The sequence below is a fragment of the Agrobacterium sp. YIC 4121 genome, from assembly GCF_002008205.1.
Classification (GTDB): domain Bacteria; phylum Pseudomonadota; class Alphaproteobacteria; order Rhizobiales; family Rhizobiaceae; genus Agrobacterium; species Agrobacterium leguminum.
Genome location: NZ_MRDI01000017.1, coordinates 74,749 through 91,865, shown reverse-complemented (window position 1 = coordinate 91,865; position 17,117 = coordinate 74,749). Strand labels below are relative to the sequence as shown.

The window sequence follows — 17,117 nt, the reverse complement described above, 5'->3', positions numbered from 1 at the left end:
GACAACGTCTTTTAAAAGCTGCCGTTACTTCGCGGCGGCGAGGCCCGGATCGCCCTGTTTTTCGAAGGTCTGGACTTCCTTGTTGTAATAATTGCCGTCATCGCCCTTGGCCACTTCGCGCAGATAGATGTTCTGCGTGATGTGGCGGCTTTCCGGATCGATGCTGACAGGGCCGCGCGGGCTTGTCCAGGAAAGACCCTTCACCGCGTCCACGGCCTTTTCCGCATCCTGCTTGCCGCCAGTAGCCTCGATCATCTTGCTGATGACATACATGCCGTCAAAGGCGCCGACGGAAGGGAAGGAGAGCTCCTTCGGGTTGCCGATCGCCTTGGCGGCGGCCTCCACGAAGGTCTTGTTCTCAGGGGAATCATGCGAGACGGCGTAATGGAAGGTCGTCTGCATGCCGAGCGCGGCTTCGCCAAGCGCCGGCAGGTCGGATTCCTGCGTCAGATCGCCCGGTGCGAAGAGCTTGACGCCTGCGGATTTCAGGCCGTTATCGTTGAAGGCCTTGACGAAGCCGAGCGTGGTCGGGCCTGACGGCAGGAAAGCGAAGACGCCCTGCGCGCCGGAATCCTTCACGCGCTGCATGATCGGGCTGAAATCATTTGTGGAAAGCGGCATGCGAATGCTTTCGACAACCTCGCCGCCGGCGGCGGTGAAGGCCGCCTTGAAGGCGTTTTCGGCATCGACGCCGGGGCCGTAATCGCTGACCAGCGAAATGACCTTCTTCACGCCGCCATCAAAGGCCACCTTGGCGATGGGGGTGGAGGTCTGCCAGGTGGTGAACGAGGTGCGCACCACATAGGGGCTTTTCGTCACAATGGCCGAAGTGGCGGCATTCATGATGACCATCGGCACATTGCCCTGCTTCAGCAAAGGCGTGACGGCCATGGCGTCGGGGGTGAAATAGAAGCCGGCGAGATATTGCACGCCTTCCTTCACCACCAGCTCCTGCGCCAGCGCCTTGGACTGCGCCGGATCGGCCTGCGGCACATCGCGATAGACGACTTCTACCGTATCGTCGCCGACCTTGTTGCCGTGAAGGGCGAACCAGGCATCGATGCCGGCCTTGAAGTTCTTGCCCTGCAGCGCGAAGGGGCCGGAGAACGGACCGACCACGCCGACCTTGATGGTCTCGGCATAAGCGGCAGTACTGAAGCAGATGGCCGCGATGGCGGCGGTGATCCGTAATTTCATGAATTCCTCCCAATTGATCCGTGGCTCCCATCCACCGATCCAGACTGCCAGATTGATGAGTGCGGTGGCCAAAGTAAAATGAAATAAGGGGGGTGATAAATAACCTGACGGTTATCAATACCCGTCCCGCAGGGTTTGTCTCATGCGAGATCGCACAATAGTGATCATCCCGTGATTCTCAATGTATAGCGCCGCCGCAGCCATCGCGACCGGTGTTTTCGCGGCAGGTGGTATCGAAATGCTTCCTCATGAAAACCAGCTTTTGTGACATGTTTCGAAAATAACGGTCATACCCGCGCAAGCCTCGTGCCTTAACCAGTTCTAAGGGGATTGTTTGTAGCCTCGCCAAGCATATTGTGAACTTTATTTGGTGTCTGATGGGCGAATATCAAAATAGAGTTGTTGAGTTGATGCGGGATCGCGTTGGCGAAAGTATACTCAACAATAAGATCGAGCGCCGCGAAGCATTTCTTCGCAAGGCGCTGGCGCTGTATCACGTCATGGGCGGAGACGCGCAAGGCATGCACGCTGCGGTGGAGGATGTGGTCAATCTGCAAAAGCCGAGTGTCGACGTCGCTATTGGCGACGTGATGCATGAGCTGGCAGCAATCGGTCACGTTGCCGATCTTGATATTATTCAGGCCGGCTACAACAAGCTTGATGCCGCTAATTTGCATATTCTGAGCAAGGGCAAGAGGCTTTTGCAGAAGCAGCGGGACCAAAAACTCGCGAGCACGGCGGGAAAATAGGCCGCCCACCGAGGGCGGCCCGCAATATCAGGCCACTTCCCCGACGAGAATCTCCTGCCAGGCATCATAGGCGGAGAGAACCGTTTCCATCTGTGCGGTGTGGCCGGTGATGAAGTCGTTGCCGTAGATCGTCTCGTCGGGGTATTCGGTGATCAGCGTCATCGGCACGGTGTGGCGGTCGTCGACGGAGGACAGGCACGGGAAGCCGTTGATGATGCGGAAACCGGTTTCGCCGGCGTGGATTTCATAAAGAGCGATCTGTCGGTTGTTGTAGTCGAGCAGGCCGGGAATGGCGCCGAGATGGCGGGTCACCCGGTCGAGCAGGGCTTCGGCCTGCCTTTCCCAGTCCGCATGGTGGCGGATGATGAGGAAGAACCCTTTCGGCAGCGTCCACATGGCGAAATTGCGCGGGACATAACCGGAAAGCGGCCGGGTCCATTCATGGGATGGATAACCGTGCAGGTTCACATGCAGGCTGGCGCCGCTCATCTCCTGCGCCCTGAAACGGATTGCCTTCTCGTTAAGATGGACGCCCGCATTTTCCCGCGTGCGATATTCGAGATCGTCGCCGAGCGCCGTGTAACGCGCCGCGTGATGCATGTGGCGCGGATTGTCGGCTCTCAGCCGTTGATGCAGGGCATAACCATCCGGATTTTCCAGCGGCGAAATGGTGAAATGTGCGCCCCTGCGCTCTGCGAGTTTGCGGGCGGCACGGATGGCGCCGACAATGCCTGTGGTCTCATTGGGGTGCTGACCGCCGCTGATCATCACGGCGGCATCGCTGCCGGCGACATAACGGGCGGCAAGAATGCGGCCGGAACGGGAATGGGCCTCGAAGGCTTCGCCGCCGATCTCTTCAAGCAGTTTTGCGAGCTGGCCTGCAGCAACCGGTTCGCTGGCCGTATCGATCTGCTGTTCACGGCCATCGAGAAAGGCGGTGGTGAGCGTGCGCGCCTCGATGCGGACGGAGACTTCGCCTTCGCTTTTGACAATTTCCGGCACGATCTGGCCGGGCTTCAGGCCCCGGTCACCCAGCGGCCGGCCGGACTTCTTCTGGAAGAATTCCAGGAGCGAGAAATAGAAATCCTCATGCAGGGCTTCGCGCAGGCTGACGACCTCATCGCCGAGGGCAAGTGGCAAATCTTCGGCCGGATGCGCGACGCGGATGTTCAGTTCCTCGAAATAGGGCTCTTCATCGCCCCAGCCGTGGTTGGCGACGGCATGGATCGCCGCTTCGAAAAGCCGTTCGTAATCCGTCTCCAGCCGCTCACCCACAGCATCGCCGGCAAGCCGGAACCAGCCCGTGGGTGAAACATTGGTTTCGCCGACGATATCCGTGTGCACCCGGTTTGGCGCCAGAATCTTCAGGGTTTCACTCTTGCCGTTGCGGCTCAGGGTAACATCATAATGGAAGGCGTCGTCTTTTCGGGCGACGAAGTCGATCGTCGCATCGCCCACCAGAGCCGCCAGCGGATAGGCTTCCAGCCGGAACCGGTTGACGGGGGCGTTTGCGTGTACGGGGTAACGCACCTCTATGGTGTCGACGCCATCCAGATTGATCTCTTCCATAAAGGTGAAGAGAAGCGGCTTGTAGGCGCTGCGGATGCGGGCGCTGACGCCTTTTTTCTTCAGCCGGTTTTCGGCTTCGCGGCGGCTTTTGGCATCATCGAAGCTCCATGCCTCGAAGGACTGGCCGGGTTTGGCATTGGCGAGAAGCGCATCCAGCGTGCGTTCGAAAGTCTGGTCGAAAATCTGGCTCATCGCTGTTACCTCGAGGTTCTGCCGGTGGGGTCGAGGCTGTCGCGCAGCCAGTCGCCGAGAAGGTTGAGGCCAAGCACGGTCAGAAGGATGGCAAGACCCGGGAAGACGCTGACCCACCATGCCGTCTGCAGATAGGTCCGCCCATCCGCCAGCATGCCGCCCCAGCTCGGAATGGTCGGATCGACGCCGAGACCGAGGAAGGTGAGGCTGCTTTCCAAGAGGATGTTATTGGCGACATTCAGCGTCATCAGCACGATGACCGGGCCGATAAGGTTCGGCAGCAGGTGCTGGAGAATGATGCGCCAGTCTTTCACGCCAATAGCGCGGGCGGAAAGGATGAATTCCCGCTCCCGCAGCGTCAGCACCGAGCCGCGCACGAGACGGGCATATTGCACCCATTGCGAGACGATCAGGAGGATGATGGTGTTTGTGAGGCTGCCGCCGACAATGGCGATGAAGGTGATGGCGAGCAGAATGAAGGGCATGGCGAGCTGGATATCGGCAAAGCGCATGACCAGGATATCCCAGAAGCCGCGATAATAACCCGCCACCAGTCCGACCGCGACGCCGAAGATGACCGCGCCGATAACCGAGGTGAAACCGACAAGCAGCGAAATCTTGCCGCCGGCGACGACACGGGCGAGCACGTCACGACCCAGCGGATCGGTGCCGAGCGGATGGGCGGCATTGGCAAAGGGCTTGGCAAGGCGCGCCATCAGGTCGATCTTGTCCGCGCCGCCCGGAAACAGCACATCGGAAAAGACGACGGCAAGGCAGATGACCACGGTGAGGAACGCGCCGAGGACGAATTCGAGATTGGTGAAGCGCGCGAGACGCGAGGTTTTGGCAGCCATCGTCACTTACTCCGTGCGGATGCGCGGATCGACAAGCCCATAGGCGATATCGACCAGAAGGTTGATGCCGACGATCATCAGCGACAGCACGGTGATGACGGCCTGAAGCACGGGATAATCGCGCGCGCCGACCGCATCGAAAGCCAGCGTGCCGAGGCCCGGCCAGTTGAAGACGCGTTCGATGACGACGATGCCGCCGAGCAGCCCACCAAATTGCAGGCCGAAATAGGTGATGAGCGGAATGGCGCAGTTGCGCAGCGCGTGTTTGTAGAGAACCTTGTTTTCGCTGAGGCCCTTGGCGCGCGCCACCATGACATATTGCGAGCGCAGCGTATCGAGCATGGCTGTGCGCACCAGGCGCACATTGGTGGCGGTGAGGATGACACCCATGGTGACGGCGGGCATGATGTAGCTGGCAAAGCCACCCATGCCGCTTGGCGGCAGCCAGCCGAGCGTGATGGAGAACAACAGCACCAGCATGGTGGCCAGCCAGAAATTCGGGAAGGACAGGCCGACGAGCGAGAAGATACGGATCACCTGATCGACCGTCTTGCCGCGCGAGGTCGCCGCCTTGATGCCGAGCGGGATGGAAAGCGCAATCGACACCGCCATGGAGATGAAGGCGAGAAGCAGCGTGGCAGGCAGGGCATCGGCAATGAGGCGCGAGACCGGCGTGCTGCCGGTGAAACTGCGGCCGAAATCGAGCGTCACGAGGCCCTTCAGGAAGCTGAAATATTGCACGAAGAACGGCCGGTCGGTGCCGAGTGCTGCGCGAATGCGCGCCAGATCGTCTTCCGTCATGCTGCCGCCACCCTGGAACATGGTGACAGCCGGATCGCCGGTGAGGCGAATGGCGAAAGAAACGAGAAGGGTGATGGCTATGACGACAAAAATCGCCTGCAGCAATCGCTTGATGAGGAAACCGGCCACGTTTTTTACCTTGAAGAGAAGTTCTGCCTTGCCCGCGCGTGGCGGGCAAGGCGACTTATGAGAGGATTAACCAGCTTATTCGACGGTGACGTCGGTCAGCTTCAGGCGGTTGTCCGGCGGTGCGACGAAACCCTTGACCCGCTTGTTGATGCCGTAAATGGCATTGGTGTTGTAAAGCGGGATTTCCAGCGCGCGTTCGGCGGTATAGCTGCCGATTTCCTTGAGGATCTTTTCGCGCGCGGCACGGTCGGTCAGCGGACGCTGGGATTCCAGCAGCTTGTCCAGCTTCTCGTCCTTGTCATAGGGGTTCCACTTTTCACCCGAGTGATACATGGAATAGGCCGTGTTGTCGTAATCGAAGGTCCAGCCGCCCCATTTCTGCTGGAACATCGCGCCGGTCTTGCCCTGCGGTATGATGTCGTTCAGCAGCACGTTGGTTTCGTAAGGCTTGATGGTGGCGGTGATGCCGACCATGGAGAGGTAGCTGGAAATAACCTGCGCCACCTCGTTCATCGTTGCGTCATTGCCGCGGATATCGATCTGGAGCGCCGCACCCGGCTTGACGCCGGCTTCCGCGAGAAGCTTCTTGGCGCCTTCCGGATCGTAGGGCAGCGGTTTCAGATCGGCGTCATAGCCGAAGGAAAGCGCACTCTGGAAGCTGGCGATTTCGGAAGCCTGACCGGCGAGGATCGACTTGACGATCGTACCGCGGTCGACCGCCATGATGATGGCCTTGCGCACCTTCGGATCGGCAGTGATGCCGTCACGGGTGTTGAAGCGCAGCGCATCCACCGTCGGGCCGGGAACGCTGACGATCTGAAGCTTGGAATCGCCTTCGATGACCGGGATCATGCCAATCGGGATGGTGGGCGGAATGACGAGATCGACGCGGCCTGCCTGCAATTCGGCAACGGCGGTCGCCGGCTCGGCGATGAAGCGGTATTCAAGCTCGGAAAGCTTCGGTGCACCACCCCAGTAATCCGGGTTGGCTTCCAGCTTGATATTGGTCTTCGGTGCGTAGGAAACGAATTTGAACGCGCCGGTGCCGACGGGGTTGAGGTTGAAATTGTCCTCGCCCTTTTCCTGAATGTACTTCGGCGGCACGATCATGCCGCCATAACCGGCAAGCTTGGTCAGAAGCACCGGATCGGGCGCCTTCAGCTTCATGTCGACGGTGTAATCGTCGATGACATCGACGCTTTCGATGGCGACGTAGTTGGAACGCTGCGGGCCCTTGGCACCCTGTTCGCCGAGAAGGCGCTCGAAGGTGAACTTGACGGCGGCGGCGTTGAAGGGCTCGCCATTGTGGAACTTGACGTTCTGGCGCAGCTTGAAACGGATGCGCTTGCCCTCATCCAGCTCTTCCCAGGATTCGGCAAGGCCGGGCACAACCTTCAGGTCCGGGCCGCGATAGGTGAGGCCATCGAAGATGTTGGTGGCGACAGCCGCCCATTGCACGAGGAAGGTGTCGATTGGATCCCAGCTGCCCGGATCCTGCGGGCTGGAAATGGTCATCTTGCCGGCGGCGAAAGCCGGTGCGGCGGTCAAGGCCGTTGCGGCCATGGCAAGCGCGACGAACGTTGTCGTCATCCCCTTCTTGATTATTGTCATCTACCTGTTCCTCTTCAGATGGTTGTGGTTCTGGTTGTTATTCAGGCGCTCTTCGCGATGAAGTGGCCCGGATTGATTTCCTCATGGGCGAGAATGGCCGGCTCATCGCCGACACGGCGCACGGGATTGGGTATTTCTCCTTCGATCATCGCGATGCGGCGCTCGATGGTCGGATCGGCCACCGGCACGGCCGAAAGCAGGCGGCGGGTGTAATCATGCGTCGGCGTTTCGAAGACCTGGCGGCGGCTGCCCATTTCCATGATCTGGCCAAGATAAAGCACGGCGACGCGGTGGCTCATCTTTTCCACGACAGCCATGTCATGGCTGATGAAGAGATAAGCGAGACCGCGTTCGGCCTGCAAATCCATGAACAGATTGATGATCTGCGCCTGAATGGAGACGTCGAGCGCCGACAGCGCCTCGTCTGCAATGATAAGCTTCGGATCGGAAGCGAGCGCACGGGCAATGCAGACACGCTGGCGCTGGCCGCCGGAGAACTCGTGCGGATACCGCGCGGCGTGCTCGGAGGAGAGGCCCACACGCTCCAGCAATTCATCCACCCGCCGCTTTACGGCCTTCTGATCATTGATCAAACCGTGGGTGTTGATCGGCTCGGCAATCGAAAAACCGACTGTCTTGCGCGGATCGAGCGAGGCGAAGGGGTCCTGGAAGATATATTGCACTTCCTGGCGCATGCGAAAGCGTTCCGCCGCGGACATCTGCGCAAAGCTGCGGCCGTTGAAGGCAATTTCGCCCGAGATGGCCGTCTGCAATTGCTGGATGGTGCGGCCGATGGTGGATTTGCCGGAACCGGATTCGCCCACCAGCGCCAGCGTTTCGCCGGCGTGAATATCGAAGCTCACCTTCTGCACGGCGCTGAGGCGGTGCGTCGCCTTGCCGAACAGGTTCTTGCGGATATCGAAGCGGACAAACAGGTCCTTGACCGACAAAAGCGGCTGCGCGTCGTATTTTGCGGTGTTTTGCACGCGTTCCTCACCGACCACGACCGGCTGGCCATCCTGCAACACGGTGAGCGGCAGGCGCTTGGGAAACTCTTCACCTTCCATGCTGCCGAGGCGCGGAACGGCGGACAGCAGGGCGCGCGTGTAAGGGTGCTGCGGGTTGGCGAAGATATCCTTGACCGGGCCTTCCTCGACCTTCTTGCCCTTCCACATGACGACGACGTCATCGGCCATTTCCGCCACCACGCCCATGTCATGGGTGATGAAGACCATGCCCATGCCGAGCTTCTTTTGCAGGTCGCGCATGATGTTGAGGATCTGCGCCTGAATGGTGACGTCAAGCGCCGTCGTCGGCTCGTCGGCGATCAAAAGCTTCGGCCGGCAGGCGAGAGCCATGGCGATCATCACGCGCTGGCGCATGCCGCCGGAAAGCTGGTGCGGATACCGCTTCAGAAGCTCGGCGGCATCGGGCAGGCGCACCATTTCGAGCAGCTTCTGTGCTTCCGCCATCGCTGCCTGCTTGCCCATCTTTTCATGCAGCACAAGCACTTCGCAGATCTGGTCGCCGATGGTGAAGACGGGGTTGAGCGAGGTCATCGGCTCCTGGAAGATCATGGCGATCTCCTTGCCGCGGATCGCGCGCATCTCTTTCTGAGACGCCTTCAGCAAGTCATTGCCTTCAAACAGGATTTTGCCGGTGGGGTAGGTCGCGCCCATCATGTCCGCAAGGCGCATGGTGGAAAGCGAGGTGACCGATTTTCCCGACCCGGACTCGCCGACGACCGCGACAGTGCGGCCGGGCTCGACGCTGAAGGAGATATCGTCCACGACGCGGCTATTGCCGAACTCGACGCTCAGGCCTTCGACCGAGAGGAGGGCGTTTGCGGGTGCGGCAGTCATGTCAGCGTCTCCGGCGTGGCCTGCGCGGCAAAGCTGGCGCGGCCATGTGAAAATGAGGAAGGGGCAAATGTCTCGGGCAGGCGCGTGCTGGGCGACGCCACGGGCAGGGACGGGGATTTCGCGAAGAACTGCATGTCTTCAGGCCGCTTTGCCAGCGGAACGCGCATTGGCCGTCGCCCGCGGACACGGCACATTCGATGTCACCGAAGCGCCGCAGGCAACCTCATCGGTACCGGCCGGATGATTTGCGTCGGCCGCAGATTCGACGATGCGCATGTAACTCTAATTCCCCACCCTTGTTTTGCTTAAAAAGCTAACAAAACCGAACAATCATGTCCAGAGTGTTGAACAATTTTTGTGTACTGCTCTACAAATACGCAGCTGCACCGATTTTGAGCGCGCATTCCTGAAGAATGCTTCGCAATGATGCGTGTATTCCACGATTATTGTCGCTAAAAACCTTTGGGAAGAACGATGAGGAATGGGAACGTCGGGCATGAACAACAAGGCAGGTGCAGTCAGGCTGAGGGGCTTTTTACGGTGCTTGTCCAAGGATGATGTCGAACTGGTGCGGCGCCACCTTCCCGAACATCTGCGTCTGACCAGAGCGGAACCCGGCTGTCTTTCCTTCGATGTGTCCGAGACAGACGATGCCCTGATCTGGCAGGTGGAGGAGCTTTTCGCCGACCGTGCCGCCTTCGATTTCCATCAGCAGCGGACGCGGGCGTCCGAGTGGTTCACGGCGACCTCCGCCATTCCACGCGACTATGAGATAACGACACTGGCGTGAATGAAAACAGGCCGCAGCGGCATTCCTGCCGGCTGCGGCCTGATTGGATTTCCCCGATTGTATTTCGGCGCCGGGAGTTATTCCTTCGGCATGCCGACCGGCGGCGCAAGCCGTCTTTGCGCGGCGATGCGGAAGGGGGCGTTCATCGCGCCATAACCGCCATAGGCTCCGCGTCTTTCGATGATTTCGAAGAAGAAACCCTCGCCGAAGGTGCGGCTGTAGATCTGGAAATATTCGCCATTGTCGTCGCGGTCATAAAGAATGCTCGCGGCCCGGAGCGCGTCCGAAAACTCCGGCTCCAGCCCGAAACGGGCCTCCAGATCGTCGTAATAATTGCGCGAGATCGGCAGGGCGTGGAAACCGCGCGCCTGCAAGGCTTTTGCGGTGGCGAAGATATCGTCGGTGGCAAACGCGATGTGCTGGATGCTGGTGCCGAAGCCCTCGGCCAGAAATTTGCCGGCGAAAGTCTTGCGATTGTCCGCACCGTTCATGGTCAGGCGGAAATGCGGCGAGGGCACGCTTTCAATCGCCTGGCTGCGCACCAGCCCGCCCGGATCGACCACATCGACCATCGGCGTGCGCCGCGTCGCAAACAGCGAGGTGTAGAATAAAAGCCAGGTCAGCATTTCATCGTAATGCGTTGTTTGCGCAAGATGATCGATCCGCCTGAGGCCGGCGTCGCCTTCCGGCGTTCGGCCTTCCGTCGGCACGAATTCATTGTCCCAGATGGAAGAAAGCTCTGGTGAACCGTCAAGGAAATAGATGACGCCGTTGCCCACGCCCTGAATGGCGGGAACGGCGACTTCGCCTGACTTGCGCGGTTCGGCGAAGGTGGGCGCGCCGAGCGCTTCCGCTCGGGCAAGGGCCGCCCCGGCATCATCCACCTTCAGCCCGAAGGCATAGGCATTGGTGCCGTGGATGGAATAGGACGCTCCCGCGAAACTGTCGCCGCCATCGCTGGTATTGATGACGATGCGAATATCGCCCTGCGTATAAAGATCGACATCGCGATTGCGGTGCCGGGCGGTGTTTTCAAAGCCGAGCGTGGCGAGAAGGGCTTCCAGATTGGGTTTTTCTTCCGGTGCCGTGGTGAATTCGACGAACTCCACGCCTTTCGTCTCCACCCGTTCCGGCATGGCCGGCACATCGATGCGGATATCGGGTTCGAGACGGCGCACCTGGTCCATCAGGTTGATGAGCGAGCGGTGGCCGTCTTCGGCCAGCAGCCGGGCCGAGCCGCCACGGAACTGGTCGTTGAAGATTTCGAGCGATAGCGGGCCGCTATAGCCGGTTGCCGCCACGGCGCGCATGAAATCCACGACCGGCAAATCGCCTTCGCCCGGCATGTTGCGGAAGTGGCGGCTCCAGTAGAGCAGGTCCATGTCGATCAGCGGCGCATCGGCAAGCTGCACGATGAATATCTTGTCGCCGGGAATGGAGCGGATCGAATTGGGATCGATCTTGCGCGACAGCGTATGGAAACTATCGAGGATGATGCCGACATTGGCGTGATCGGCGCGACGCACCACCTCCCAGGCATCGCGGTGATCGCTGATATGGCGGCCCCAGGCCAGCGCCTCGTAACCGACGCGCACGCCATGTTTTGCCGCAAGCTCGCCTAGCTGATGGAAATCGGCGGCGGCGCGGTCGATGCCGCCGAGCGAGACCGGCGAGACATTCGAGCAGATCAGCATCAGGTCGGTGCCGAGTTCGCCCATGATGTCGAATTTGCGCTGAGCGCGCTCGAAGGCGCGGGCACGGTGGGGTTCCGGCATGCCCTCGAAGTCGCGGAAGGGCTGGAAAAGGGTGATATCCAGCCCGTGATCGGCCGCCAGCGCTTTCACCTCGCGCGGCGAGGCATCGTAGGTCAGGAAATCATTTTCGAAAATCTCAACGCCGGAAAACCCCGCTTTGGCGATGGCCGCCAGCTTTTCGGGGAATTCGCCGCTGATCGATACGGTTGCAATGGATGTGCGCATTGGCATGCCGTGTCCTGCTGTGTCATAGCTCGCCATATTGCCTTCCTTTTCAGCCTTATGTACTGATTGGTTAATAATACGGGCGTGGGCGGTAACCGCAAGCCCAAGGGTGGATTGATCGACCATGACGAAAACCGCGACCTCCAAAGGCACAGCAGAAACTCGCCCGGCGAAAAGAGACCCGGAGGGTGTGCGGCGCGATATTCTGTCCGTGGCGATGGAGGAATTTTCGCAAAACGGACTGTCTGGAGCGCGGATCGACGAGATCGCCGCGCGCACGCGCACGTCCAAGCGCATGATCTATTATTACTTCACCGACAAGGAGAGCCTTTACCAGCATGTGCTGGAAGAGGCATATGCCAAGGTACGCGGTGGGGAAAGCGATCTGGGCCTGGATGATCTGGAGCCTGTGGCGGCACTCGAGAAGCTCTGTCGGTTCACGTTCGATCACCACCGGCGTAACCCGGCCTTCATCCGAATGGTGATGATCGAGAATATTCACCACGGGCGGCACATGCAGTCTTCCGGGACGATACGCGAGTTGAACCGTACCGCCATCGAGGCGCTGGAGAGCGTGCTGGTGCGCGGCCAGCAGAGCGGCATCTTTCGGCAGGGCATCGACGCCTTGGAATTGCACTGGCAGATCAGCGCCCTGTCGTTTTTCAACGTCTCTAATGTCGCGACGTTCTCGTTTATCTTTGGCGACAACCTGTTTACCGATGAAGGCCAGGAGACCTTGTCGCAGCACGCCAGCGACATGGTGCTGCGTTATGTGCTGGCGCCCGCCCATCTCACGAAGATCGTGAAAGACGCTTGATAAGGTGGCTGAGAGCCACCTCGTATCCTTCGATACCCAACCCAGCGATCACGCCCTCTGCACGGGGCGAAATGTAGGAGTGGTGCCGGAAGGCCTCGCGCTTGTGAATGTTCGAGATGTGCACCTCGATGACGGGAGCCTCGAAGGTATTCAAGGCATCGAGGATCGCCACAGACGTGTGTGTGAACGCGCCGGGATTGATGACGATGCCCGCGGACTTGCCGCGGGCTTCATGGATCCAGTCGATGATCTCATATTCCCGGTTGCTCTGGGCAAAAAACAGTGTGTGCCCGGCAGCGTCGGCAATGGCGCGGCAGTTTGCTTCGACGTCGGCAAGCGTTTCATAACCATAGATTTCCGGCTGGCGCTGGCCAAGCAGGTTGAGATTGGGACCGTTGAGGACCGTGAAGAGGCTCATGCGACGCCCTCCGCCATACAAAGCTCGGTGAAATGCGCCGTCATGCGCCCGGCATCCGGCTCGCGGCCGCAGAATAGGCGGAATGCGCCGACGGCCTGAAACACCGTCATGCCGCCGCCTGGCAAGGTGCGGCAACCCTTCTGTGCCGCGGTGGCCAAAAGCTCTGTCACAAGCGGCATGTAGACAATGTCGGCCACCCAATGTCGCTGTTCGATGAGATCGGCGGCAACAGGCATTCCGGGATGCGCTGGCATGCCCATCGGCGTGGCGTGAATCAGGCCATCTGCATAGGGCAGGGACGCGGCCGGGTCCTTCACCGCAAAGGCGCGGTCCTCACCAAAACGGCCGTTGAGGTCCTGCGCCAGGCGTTCGGCCCTTGCCAAATCCCGATCAAAAATATCAAGGCGGGCAATGTCGAGCTTCAACGCCGCGTGTGCGACGGCAACCCCGGCGCCACCCGCGCCGACCAGCAGTGCCCGATCGCGTTTTGCATCCGGCAGGCCACGGACAAAGCTTTCGTGAAAGCCGTACCAGTCCGTATTATGGCCGATCCGTCGCCCATCGCGAAAAACCACCGTATTGACCGCGCCCAGCATCCGGGCGTCGTCCGACAGTTCATGCAGATGCGGGATGACCGCCTGCTTGAACGGATGGGTAATGTTGGTGCCGGCAAACCCGCGTGCTTCGAGCTCGGAAAGAAGCTCCGGAAGCGCCGTTTCCGGCAGTTTGCGGGCGGTGACATCCACAAGCTCATAGGAATAATCGAGACCATGGGCCGCGCCCTCGCGCATATGCAGAGCAGGCGATTTCGATAGCTGGATGTCGGCGCCTATCAGGCCGACCTTGAAGGATGTTTTTTCTGTCATGATCACGTGTCGCTCATCGGACGGTGTGGGAGAGGCGGGATTATTCCCGCCTGTCTTAAGAGCGCGCGAACCTCAGTGGTGGGCGAGAATTTCGCCGAGGAACGTGCGCGTGCGCTGGTGCTTGGGATCGCGGAAGAATTCTTCCGGCGGGCCTTCCTCGATGATCTCGCCGTCCGACATGAAGATCACCCGGTCGGCCACCTGCCGTGCAAAGCCCATTTCATGGGTCACGCAGATCATCGTCATGCCGTCGCGGGCAAGGCCGATCATGGTGTCGAGCACTTCCTTGACCATTTCCGGGTCGAGCGCCGAGGTCGGCTCATCGAACAGCATTGCCTTCGGCTCCATGCACAGCGCCCGGGCGATGGCCGCACGCTGCTGCTGGCCGCCGGAAAGCTGGGCCGGGTACTTGTCTGCCTGGTTGAGAATACGCACGCGCTCCAGATATTTGCGCGCCGTCGCTTCCGCATCGGCTTTCGACAGGCCTTTCACCCGCATGGGCGCGAGCGTACAGTTTTCCATGATGGTCTTGTGCGGGAAGAGATTGAAGCTCTGGAACACCATGCCCACTTCGCGGCGAACCGCATCGATGGCGCGGCTGGAATCCGACAGCGTCGTTCCCTCGACCGTGATCTTGCCCTCCTGGATTTCCTCCAGATGGTTGATACAGCGGATGAGCGTGGATTTGCCCGAACCGGACGGCCCGCAAAGAACGATTTTTTCGCCTTTGCGAACCGTCATGTTGACGTTTTTAAGCGCGTGGAAGGCTCCATACCACTTTCCCACCCCTTCAAGGGCGATCAGCGGAGCCTGTTCGGCAGATTGCGGCATGGAACGTTCCTTCATGCAAGCAGGAGTTTCAGTTGACGATGCAAGGGACGTCTTCTTCAAATGTTCTGGCACTTGCACTCGCAGGCGTCAGGATTGGCAGCAAGCTGCCAATCCTGACGCCAAGCGCAGTGCGCATGCTGTCTCTTGTCTGAAGATTCCCATCGGTTTCCCGATATTTCGATCTTGCACCGCGGGTGAAGGGTCACTTCACGGTGAACGGGATATCAGGCAGGCTTTCCGGGAATGCAGGCACTTCGCGCTTCATCCACTTGTCGTAGATCTTGGCGAGCTGGCCATCCGACTTGATCTTGTCGAGGAAGGCGTTGATGGTTTCATTCCAGTCCTTTTCACCCGGGCGGGTGCCGGCGCCATTGTAAAGCGTCGTCAGGTCGAACTTCGATTCGTATTTTCCATCAGCAGCCTTGTTCAGGCGGTCACCGTAGAACTGGTTGCCGCCGACGACTTCAACCTGGCCGGAAATGAGCGCCTGGATGTTGGCGGCGTCGTCGTCAAAACGCAGAATGTTGGCCTTGGAGCCGGCGCCGGCGGTGATAGCAGTGTCCATGGCGCTCGACTTCGGAACGCCGACGGCAACGCCGGTCAGATCGTCGTAACCAGCAATCTTCTTGTCCTTGGGACCATAGACGGAGAGCACGTTACCGGCATAGGGCTTGGAATACTGGATGGTCTTGGCGCGCTCTGCAGTCATGCCCATGGTTGCGAAAAGGACATCGACCTTGCCGGTCAGCAGTGCCGGAATACGGTTGGCGACAGCGAGCGGTACGAACTCAACCTTCACGCCAAGATAGTCGGCGAAAGCCTTGCCGATATCGGCATCGAGACCATCCTGAACGCCGCTGGAATTGACGAAGCCCCACGGCGAATTGTCGCCCTGAATACCGATAACGACCTTGCCCTTGGCCTTGGCTTCTTCCACGGTGCCGGCGAAAGCATCGACCGGTGCGACGAAGGGCAGGGCAACGGTTGCCGCGGCGAGCGCGAGCAGGGCGCGGCGAGAGAATTTCATGCTGGTGGTTTTCATCTTTTGCTCCTCCTTACAAAGCTGATGAGATCTTCATGGACTTAGCGGGTTGCGGTCTGCAGCCGCTTTTCAACGCTGGCGCCCCACAGGGAAAGCGGCCAGCAGATCAGGAAATAAATGACGCCGACGAGGGCGAAGACGGTGAGCGGGCGGAACGTCTGGTTGGAGACGATCTGGCCGGCGCGCGACAGCTCGACGAAGCCGACAATGGCCGCAAGCGAGGTGCCCTTGATGAGCTGCACGAGGAAACCGATGGTGGCCGGCAGCGAAATCTTGAAGGCCTGCGGCAGAACCACGTCCTTCATGCGCGAGATGTAATGCAGGCCGAGCGCATTGGCGGCTTCCGTCTGGCCTTTCGGCACCGCCTGGATGCCGCCGCGCCAGATTTCACCGAGGAAGGCGCTGGCATGCAGCGTAAAAGCGATGGCGACCGCGATCCAGGCATCGACATTGAGGCCCGCAAGCGCCACGCCGTAATAGACCACGAAAAGCTGCATCAGGAGCGGCGTGCCCTGAAAGACGGCGATGTAACCGGTGCTGGCGCGCTGGATTGCCGGGCTATCCGCGACGCGGGCAAGCGCCACGCAAAGGCCGAAGACGCCGCCGCCGATAAAGCCGATGATGGTCAGCGCAAGCGTCCATTTCAGGCCTTGCAGCAGGAAGAAGAGTTCGTTGGGACCGATGGATGCCATTGTCTTTTCCTCACTTGACCGGATAGCTGAAGGACGCGCGGGAGATGAGCGAGAAAATGCCCATCATCAGCGAGGAAATGACCAGATAAAGCAGCGTGATCGAGAAATAGACCTCGAAGGACCGGAAGGTATCCGCCTCGATCTTCTGCGCCACCGAGGTCAGCTCGTAAGCGGCGATCGAGGTGCAGACCGAGGTGGTCAGCGTCAGCATGATGAACTGGCTGGTGAGCGAGGGATAGACCGCCCGCAGCGCCGGCTTCAGGATGATGTGCCGGAAGATTTGCGCGCGGTGAAGGCCGAGCGCAAGTCCCGCCTCCACCTGGCCCTTGGGAATGGAATCGACCCCGCCGCGAATAATTTCAATCGCATAGGCGCCGCCGTTCAGAGCCAATGCAATGATGGCCGTTACTGTCGGGTTGAGCTTGATGCCAATCTGCGGCAGGGCGAAGAAGATGAAGAATATCTGCACCAGAAACGGCGTGTTGCGGATTGTTTCCACAAAACCGATGACGAGGCCGCGCAGCAGCTTGAACCGCGAGCGGCGGGCGACGACGCCCAGAACGCCGATGACGGTGGCGAGCGACATGCCGGCAATCGCAAGGCCGATCGTCGCCAGACAGGCTAAAAGCAGCTCGGGAAGGCGGTCTATGACCGCCGAAAAATCGAGACTGTAAGACATTCTTCCTCCCAACCCGTTCGGGTCCGGACAGGCGTTTCG

Annotated in this window: 17 protein-coding genes; 3 read left to right on the top strand and 14 right to left on the bottom strand. The window is 59.9% G+C overall.

Features of this window, described 5'->3' with window-relative positions:
* Window positions 1-24 precede the first annotated feature (24 nt).
* Entirely contained in the window at window positions 25-1,197 is a 1,173-nt protein-coding gene (locus tag BTE54_RS16475; RefSeq protein WP_003519825.1) for an ABC transporter substrate-binding protein, read from the bottom strand.
* A gap of 377 nt (window positions 1,198-1,574) precedes the next feature.
* Between BTE54_RS16475 and BTE54_RS16470 the strand changes: the two genes are divergently transcribed.
* Window positions 1,575-1,946, top strand: a complete 372-nt coding sequence (locus tag BTE54_RS16470; protein WP_078053182.1) for a hypothetical protein — start codon at window positions 1,575-1,577, stop codon at window positions 1,944-1,946.
* A 27-nt stretch (window positions 1,947-1,973) separates the two neighbouring features.
* Here BTE54_RS16470 and BTE54_RS16465 read toward each other — a convergent pair whose 3' ends face one another.
* The 6 genes from BTE54_RS16465 to BTE54_RS24985 form a co-directional block, all read right to left on the bottom strand.
* On the bottom strand, window positions 1,974-3,707 hold the full coding sequence (locus BTE54_RS16465; RefSeq protein ID WP_078053181.1) for a M14 family metallopeptidase: 1,734 nt from the start codon (window positions 3,705-3,707) through the stop codon (window positions 1,974-1,976).
* Between the two features lie 5 nt (window positions 3,708-3,712).
* Entirely contained in the window at window positions 3,713-4,561 is an 849-nt protein-coding gene (locus BTE54_RS16460; protein WP_078053180.1) for an ABC transporter permease, read from the bottom strand.
* 6 nt (window positions 4,562-4,567) lie between these two features.
* Complete coding sequence (locus BTE54_RS16455) at window positions 4,568-5,491, bottom strand: ABC transporter permease (RefSeq protein ID WP_161987893.1); 924 nt, start codon at window positions 5,489-5,491, stop codon at window positions 4,568-4,570.
* 75 nt (window positions 5,492-5,566) lie between these two features.
* Window positions 5,567-7,102 carry an ABC transporter substrate-binding protein gene (locus BTE54_RS16450; RefSeq protein WP_078053179.1) on the bottom strand — a complete coding sequence of 512 codons (1,536 nt, stop codon included), beginning with the start codon at window positions 7,100-7,102 and terminating at the stop codon, window positions 5,567-5,569.
* A gap of 41 nt (window positions 7,103-7,143) precedes the next feature.
* Window positions 7,144-8,964, bottom strand: a complete 1,821-nt coding sequence (locus tag BTE54_RS16445; protein WP_078053178.1) for an ABC transporter ATP-binding protein — start codon at window positions 8,962-8,964, stop codon at window positions 7,144-7,146.
* Complete coding sequence (locus BTE54_RS24985) at window positions 8,961-9,131, bottom strand: hypothetical protein (RefSeq protein ID WP_158080270.1); 171 nt, start codon at window positions 9,129-9,131, stop codon at window positions 8,961-8,963. Before BTE54_RS24985 ends, BTE54_RS16445 begins: the two co-directional genes overlap by 4 nt.
* 314 nt (window positions 9,132-9,445) lie before the next feature.
* Between BTE54_RS24985 and BTE54_RS16440 the strand changes: the two genes are divergently transcribed.
* Window positions 9,446-9,754 carry a putative quinol monooxygenase gene (locus BTE54_RS16440; protein WP_078053177.1) on the top strand — a complete coding sequence of 103 codons (309 nt, stop codon included), beginning with the start codon at window positions 9,446-9,448 and terminating at the stop codon, window positions 9,752-9,754.
* A gap of 77 nt (window positions 9,755-9,831) precedes the next feature.
* Here BTE54_RS16440 and BTE54_RS16435 read toward each other — a convergent pair whose 3' ends face one another.
* Window positions 9,832-11,733 carry a bifunctional sugar phosphate isomerase/epimerase/4-hydroxyphenylpyruvate dioxygenase family protein gene (locus tag BTE54_RS16435; RefSeq protein ID WP_078053226.1) on the bottom strand — a complete coding sequence of 634 codons (1,902 nt, stop codon included), beginning with the start codon at window positions 11,731-11,733 and terminating at the stop codon, window positions 9,832-9,834.
* A gap of 124 nt (window positions 11,734-11,857) precedes the next feature.
* On the opposite strand from BTE54_RS16435, the gene BTE54_RS16430 reads away from it, so the two are divergent.
* Complete coding sequence (locus BTE54_RS16430) at window positions 11,858-12,550, top strand: TetR family transcriptional regulator (protein ID WP_078053176.1); 693 nt, start codon at window positions 11,858-11,860, stop codon at window positions 12,548-12,550.
* Here the strand turns inward: BTE54_RS16430 and aroQ are convergent.
* The 6 genes from aroQ to BTE54_RS16400 form a co-directional block, all read right to left on the bottom strand.
* On the bottom strand, window positions 12,525-12,968 hold the full coding sequence (gene aroQ, locus BTE54_RS16425; protein WP_065655344.1) for a type II 3-dehydroquinate dehydratase: 444 nt from the start codon (window positions 12,966-12,968) through the stop codon (window positions 12,525-12,527). The two genes, BTE54_RS16430 and aroQ, sit on opposite strands and share 26 nt — an antisense overlap.
* Window positions 12,965-13,834 (bottom strand): shikimate dehydrogenase, encoded by an 870-nt coding sequence (locus BTE54_RS16420; RefSeq protein ID WP_078053224.1) that lies wholly within the window; start codon window positions 13,832-13,834, stop codon window positions 12,965-12,967. The genes aroQ and BTE54_RS16420 overlap by 4 nt, the downstream gene beginning before the upstream one ends.
* Before the next feature lie 72 nt (window positions 13,835-13,906).
* On the bottom strand, window positions 13,907-14,665 hold the full coding sequence (locus BTE54_RS16415) for an amino acid ABC transporter ATP-binding protein (RefSeq protein WP_078053225.1): 759 nt from the start codon (window positions 14,663-14,665) through the stop codon (window positions 13,907-13,909).
* A gap of 202 nt (window positions 14,666-14,867) precedes the next feature.
* A complete protein-coding gene (locus tag BTE54_RS16410; RefSeq protein ID WP_078053175.1) occupies window positions 14,868-15,707 on the bottom strand; it encodes a transporter substrate-binding domain-containing protein in 840 nt (279 codons plus the stop codon).
* Between the two features lie 41 nt (window positions 15,708-15,748).
* A complete protein-coding gene (locus tag BTE54_RS16405; RefSeq protein WP_035262651.1) occupies window positions 15,749-16,399 on the bottom strand; it encodes an amino acid ABC transporter permease in 651 nt (216 codons plus the stop codon).
* Between the two features lie 10 nt (window positions 16,400-16,409).
* A complete protein-coding gene (locus BTE54_RS16400) occupies window positions 16,410-17,078 on the bottom strand; it encodes an amino acid ABC transporter permease (RefSeq protein WP_059758436.1) in 669 nt (222 codons plus the stop codon).
* Window positions 17,079-17,117 lie beyond the last annotated feature (39 nt).

Bases quoted from the DNA above. Each gene is read 5' to 3' on its own strand.
- BTE54_RS16475 (WP_003519825.1), bottom strand. From the start codon at position 1,197: ATGAAATTACGGATCACCGCCGCCATCGCGGCCATCTGCTTCAGTACT.
- BTE54_RS16470 (WP_078053182.1), top strand. From the start codon at position 1,575: ATGGGCGAATATCAAAATAGAGTTGTTGAGTTGATGCGGGATCGCGTT.
- BTE54_RS16465 (WP_078053181.1), bottom strand. From the start codon at position 3,707: ATGAGCCAGATTTTCGACCAGACTTTCGAACGCACGCTGGATGCGCTT.
- BTE54_RS16460 (WP_078053180.1), bottom strand. From the start codon at position 4,561: ATGGCTGCCAAAACCTCGCGTCTCGCGCGCTTCACCAATCTCGAATTC.
- BTE54_RS16450 (WP_078053179.1), bottom strand. From the start codon at position 7,102: ATGACAATAATCAAGAAGGGGATGACGACAACGTTCGTCGCGCTTGCC.
- BTE54_RS16445 (WP_078053178.1), bottom strand. From the start codon at position 8,964: ATGACTGCCGCACCCGCAAACGCCCTCCTCTCGGTCGAAGGCCTGAGC.
- BTE54_RS24985 (WP_158080270.1), bottom strand. From the start codon at position 9,131: ATGCGCGTTCCGCTGGCAAAGCGGCCTGAAGACATGCAGTTCTTCGCG.
- BTE54_RS16440 (WP_078053177.1), top strand. From the start codon at position 9,446: ATGGGAACGTCGGGCATGAACAACAAGGCAGGTGCAGTCAGGCTGAGG.
- BTE54_RS16435 (WP_078053226.1), bottom strand. From the start codon at position 11,733: ATGCGCACATCCATTGCAACCGTATCGATCAGCGGCGAATTCCCCGAA.
- BTE54_RS16430 (WP_078053176.1), top strand. From the start codon at position 11,858: ATGACGAAAACCGCGACCTCCAAAGGCACAGCAGAAACTCGCCCGGCG.
- aroQ (WP_065655344.1), bottom strand. From the start codon at position 12,968: ATGAGCCTCTTCACGGTCCTCAACGGTCCCAATCTCAACCTGCTTGGC.
- BTE54_RS16420 (WP_078053224.1), bottom strand. From the start codon at position 13,834: ATGACAGAAAAAACATCCTTCAAGGTCGGCCTGATAGGCGCCGACATC.
- BTE54_RS16415 (WP_078053225.1), bottom strand. From the start codon at position 14,665: ATGCCGCAATCTGCCGAACAGGCTCCGCTGATCGCCCTTGAAGGGGTG.
- BTE54_RS16410 (WP_078053175.1), bottom strand. From the start codon at position 15,707: ATGAAAACCACCAGCATGAAATTCTCTCGCCGCGCCCTGCTCGCGCTC.
- BTE54_RS16405 (WP_035262651.1), bottom strand. From the start codon at position 16,399: ATGGCATCCATCGGTCCCAACGAACTCTTCTTCCTGCTGCAAGGCCTG.
- BTE54_RS16400 (WP_059758436.1), bottom strand. From the start codon at position 17,078: ATGTCTTACAGTCTCGATTTTTCGGCGGTCATAGACCGCCTTCCCGAG.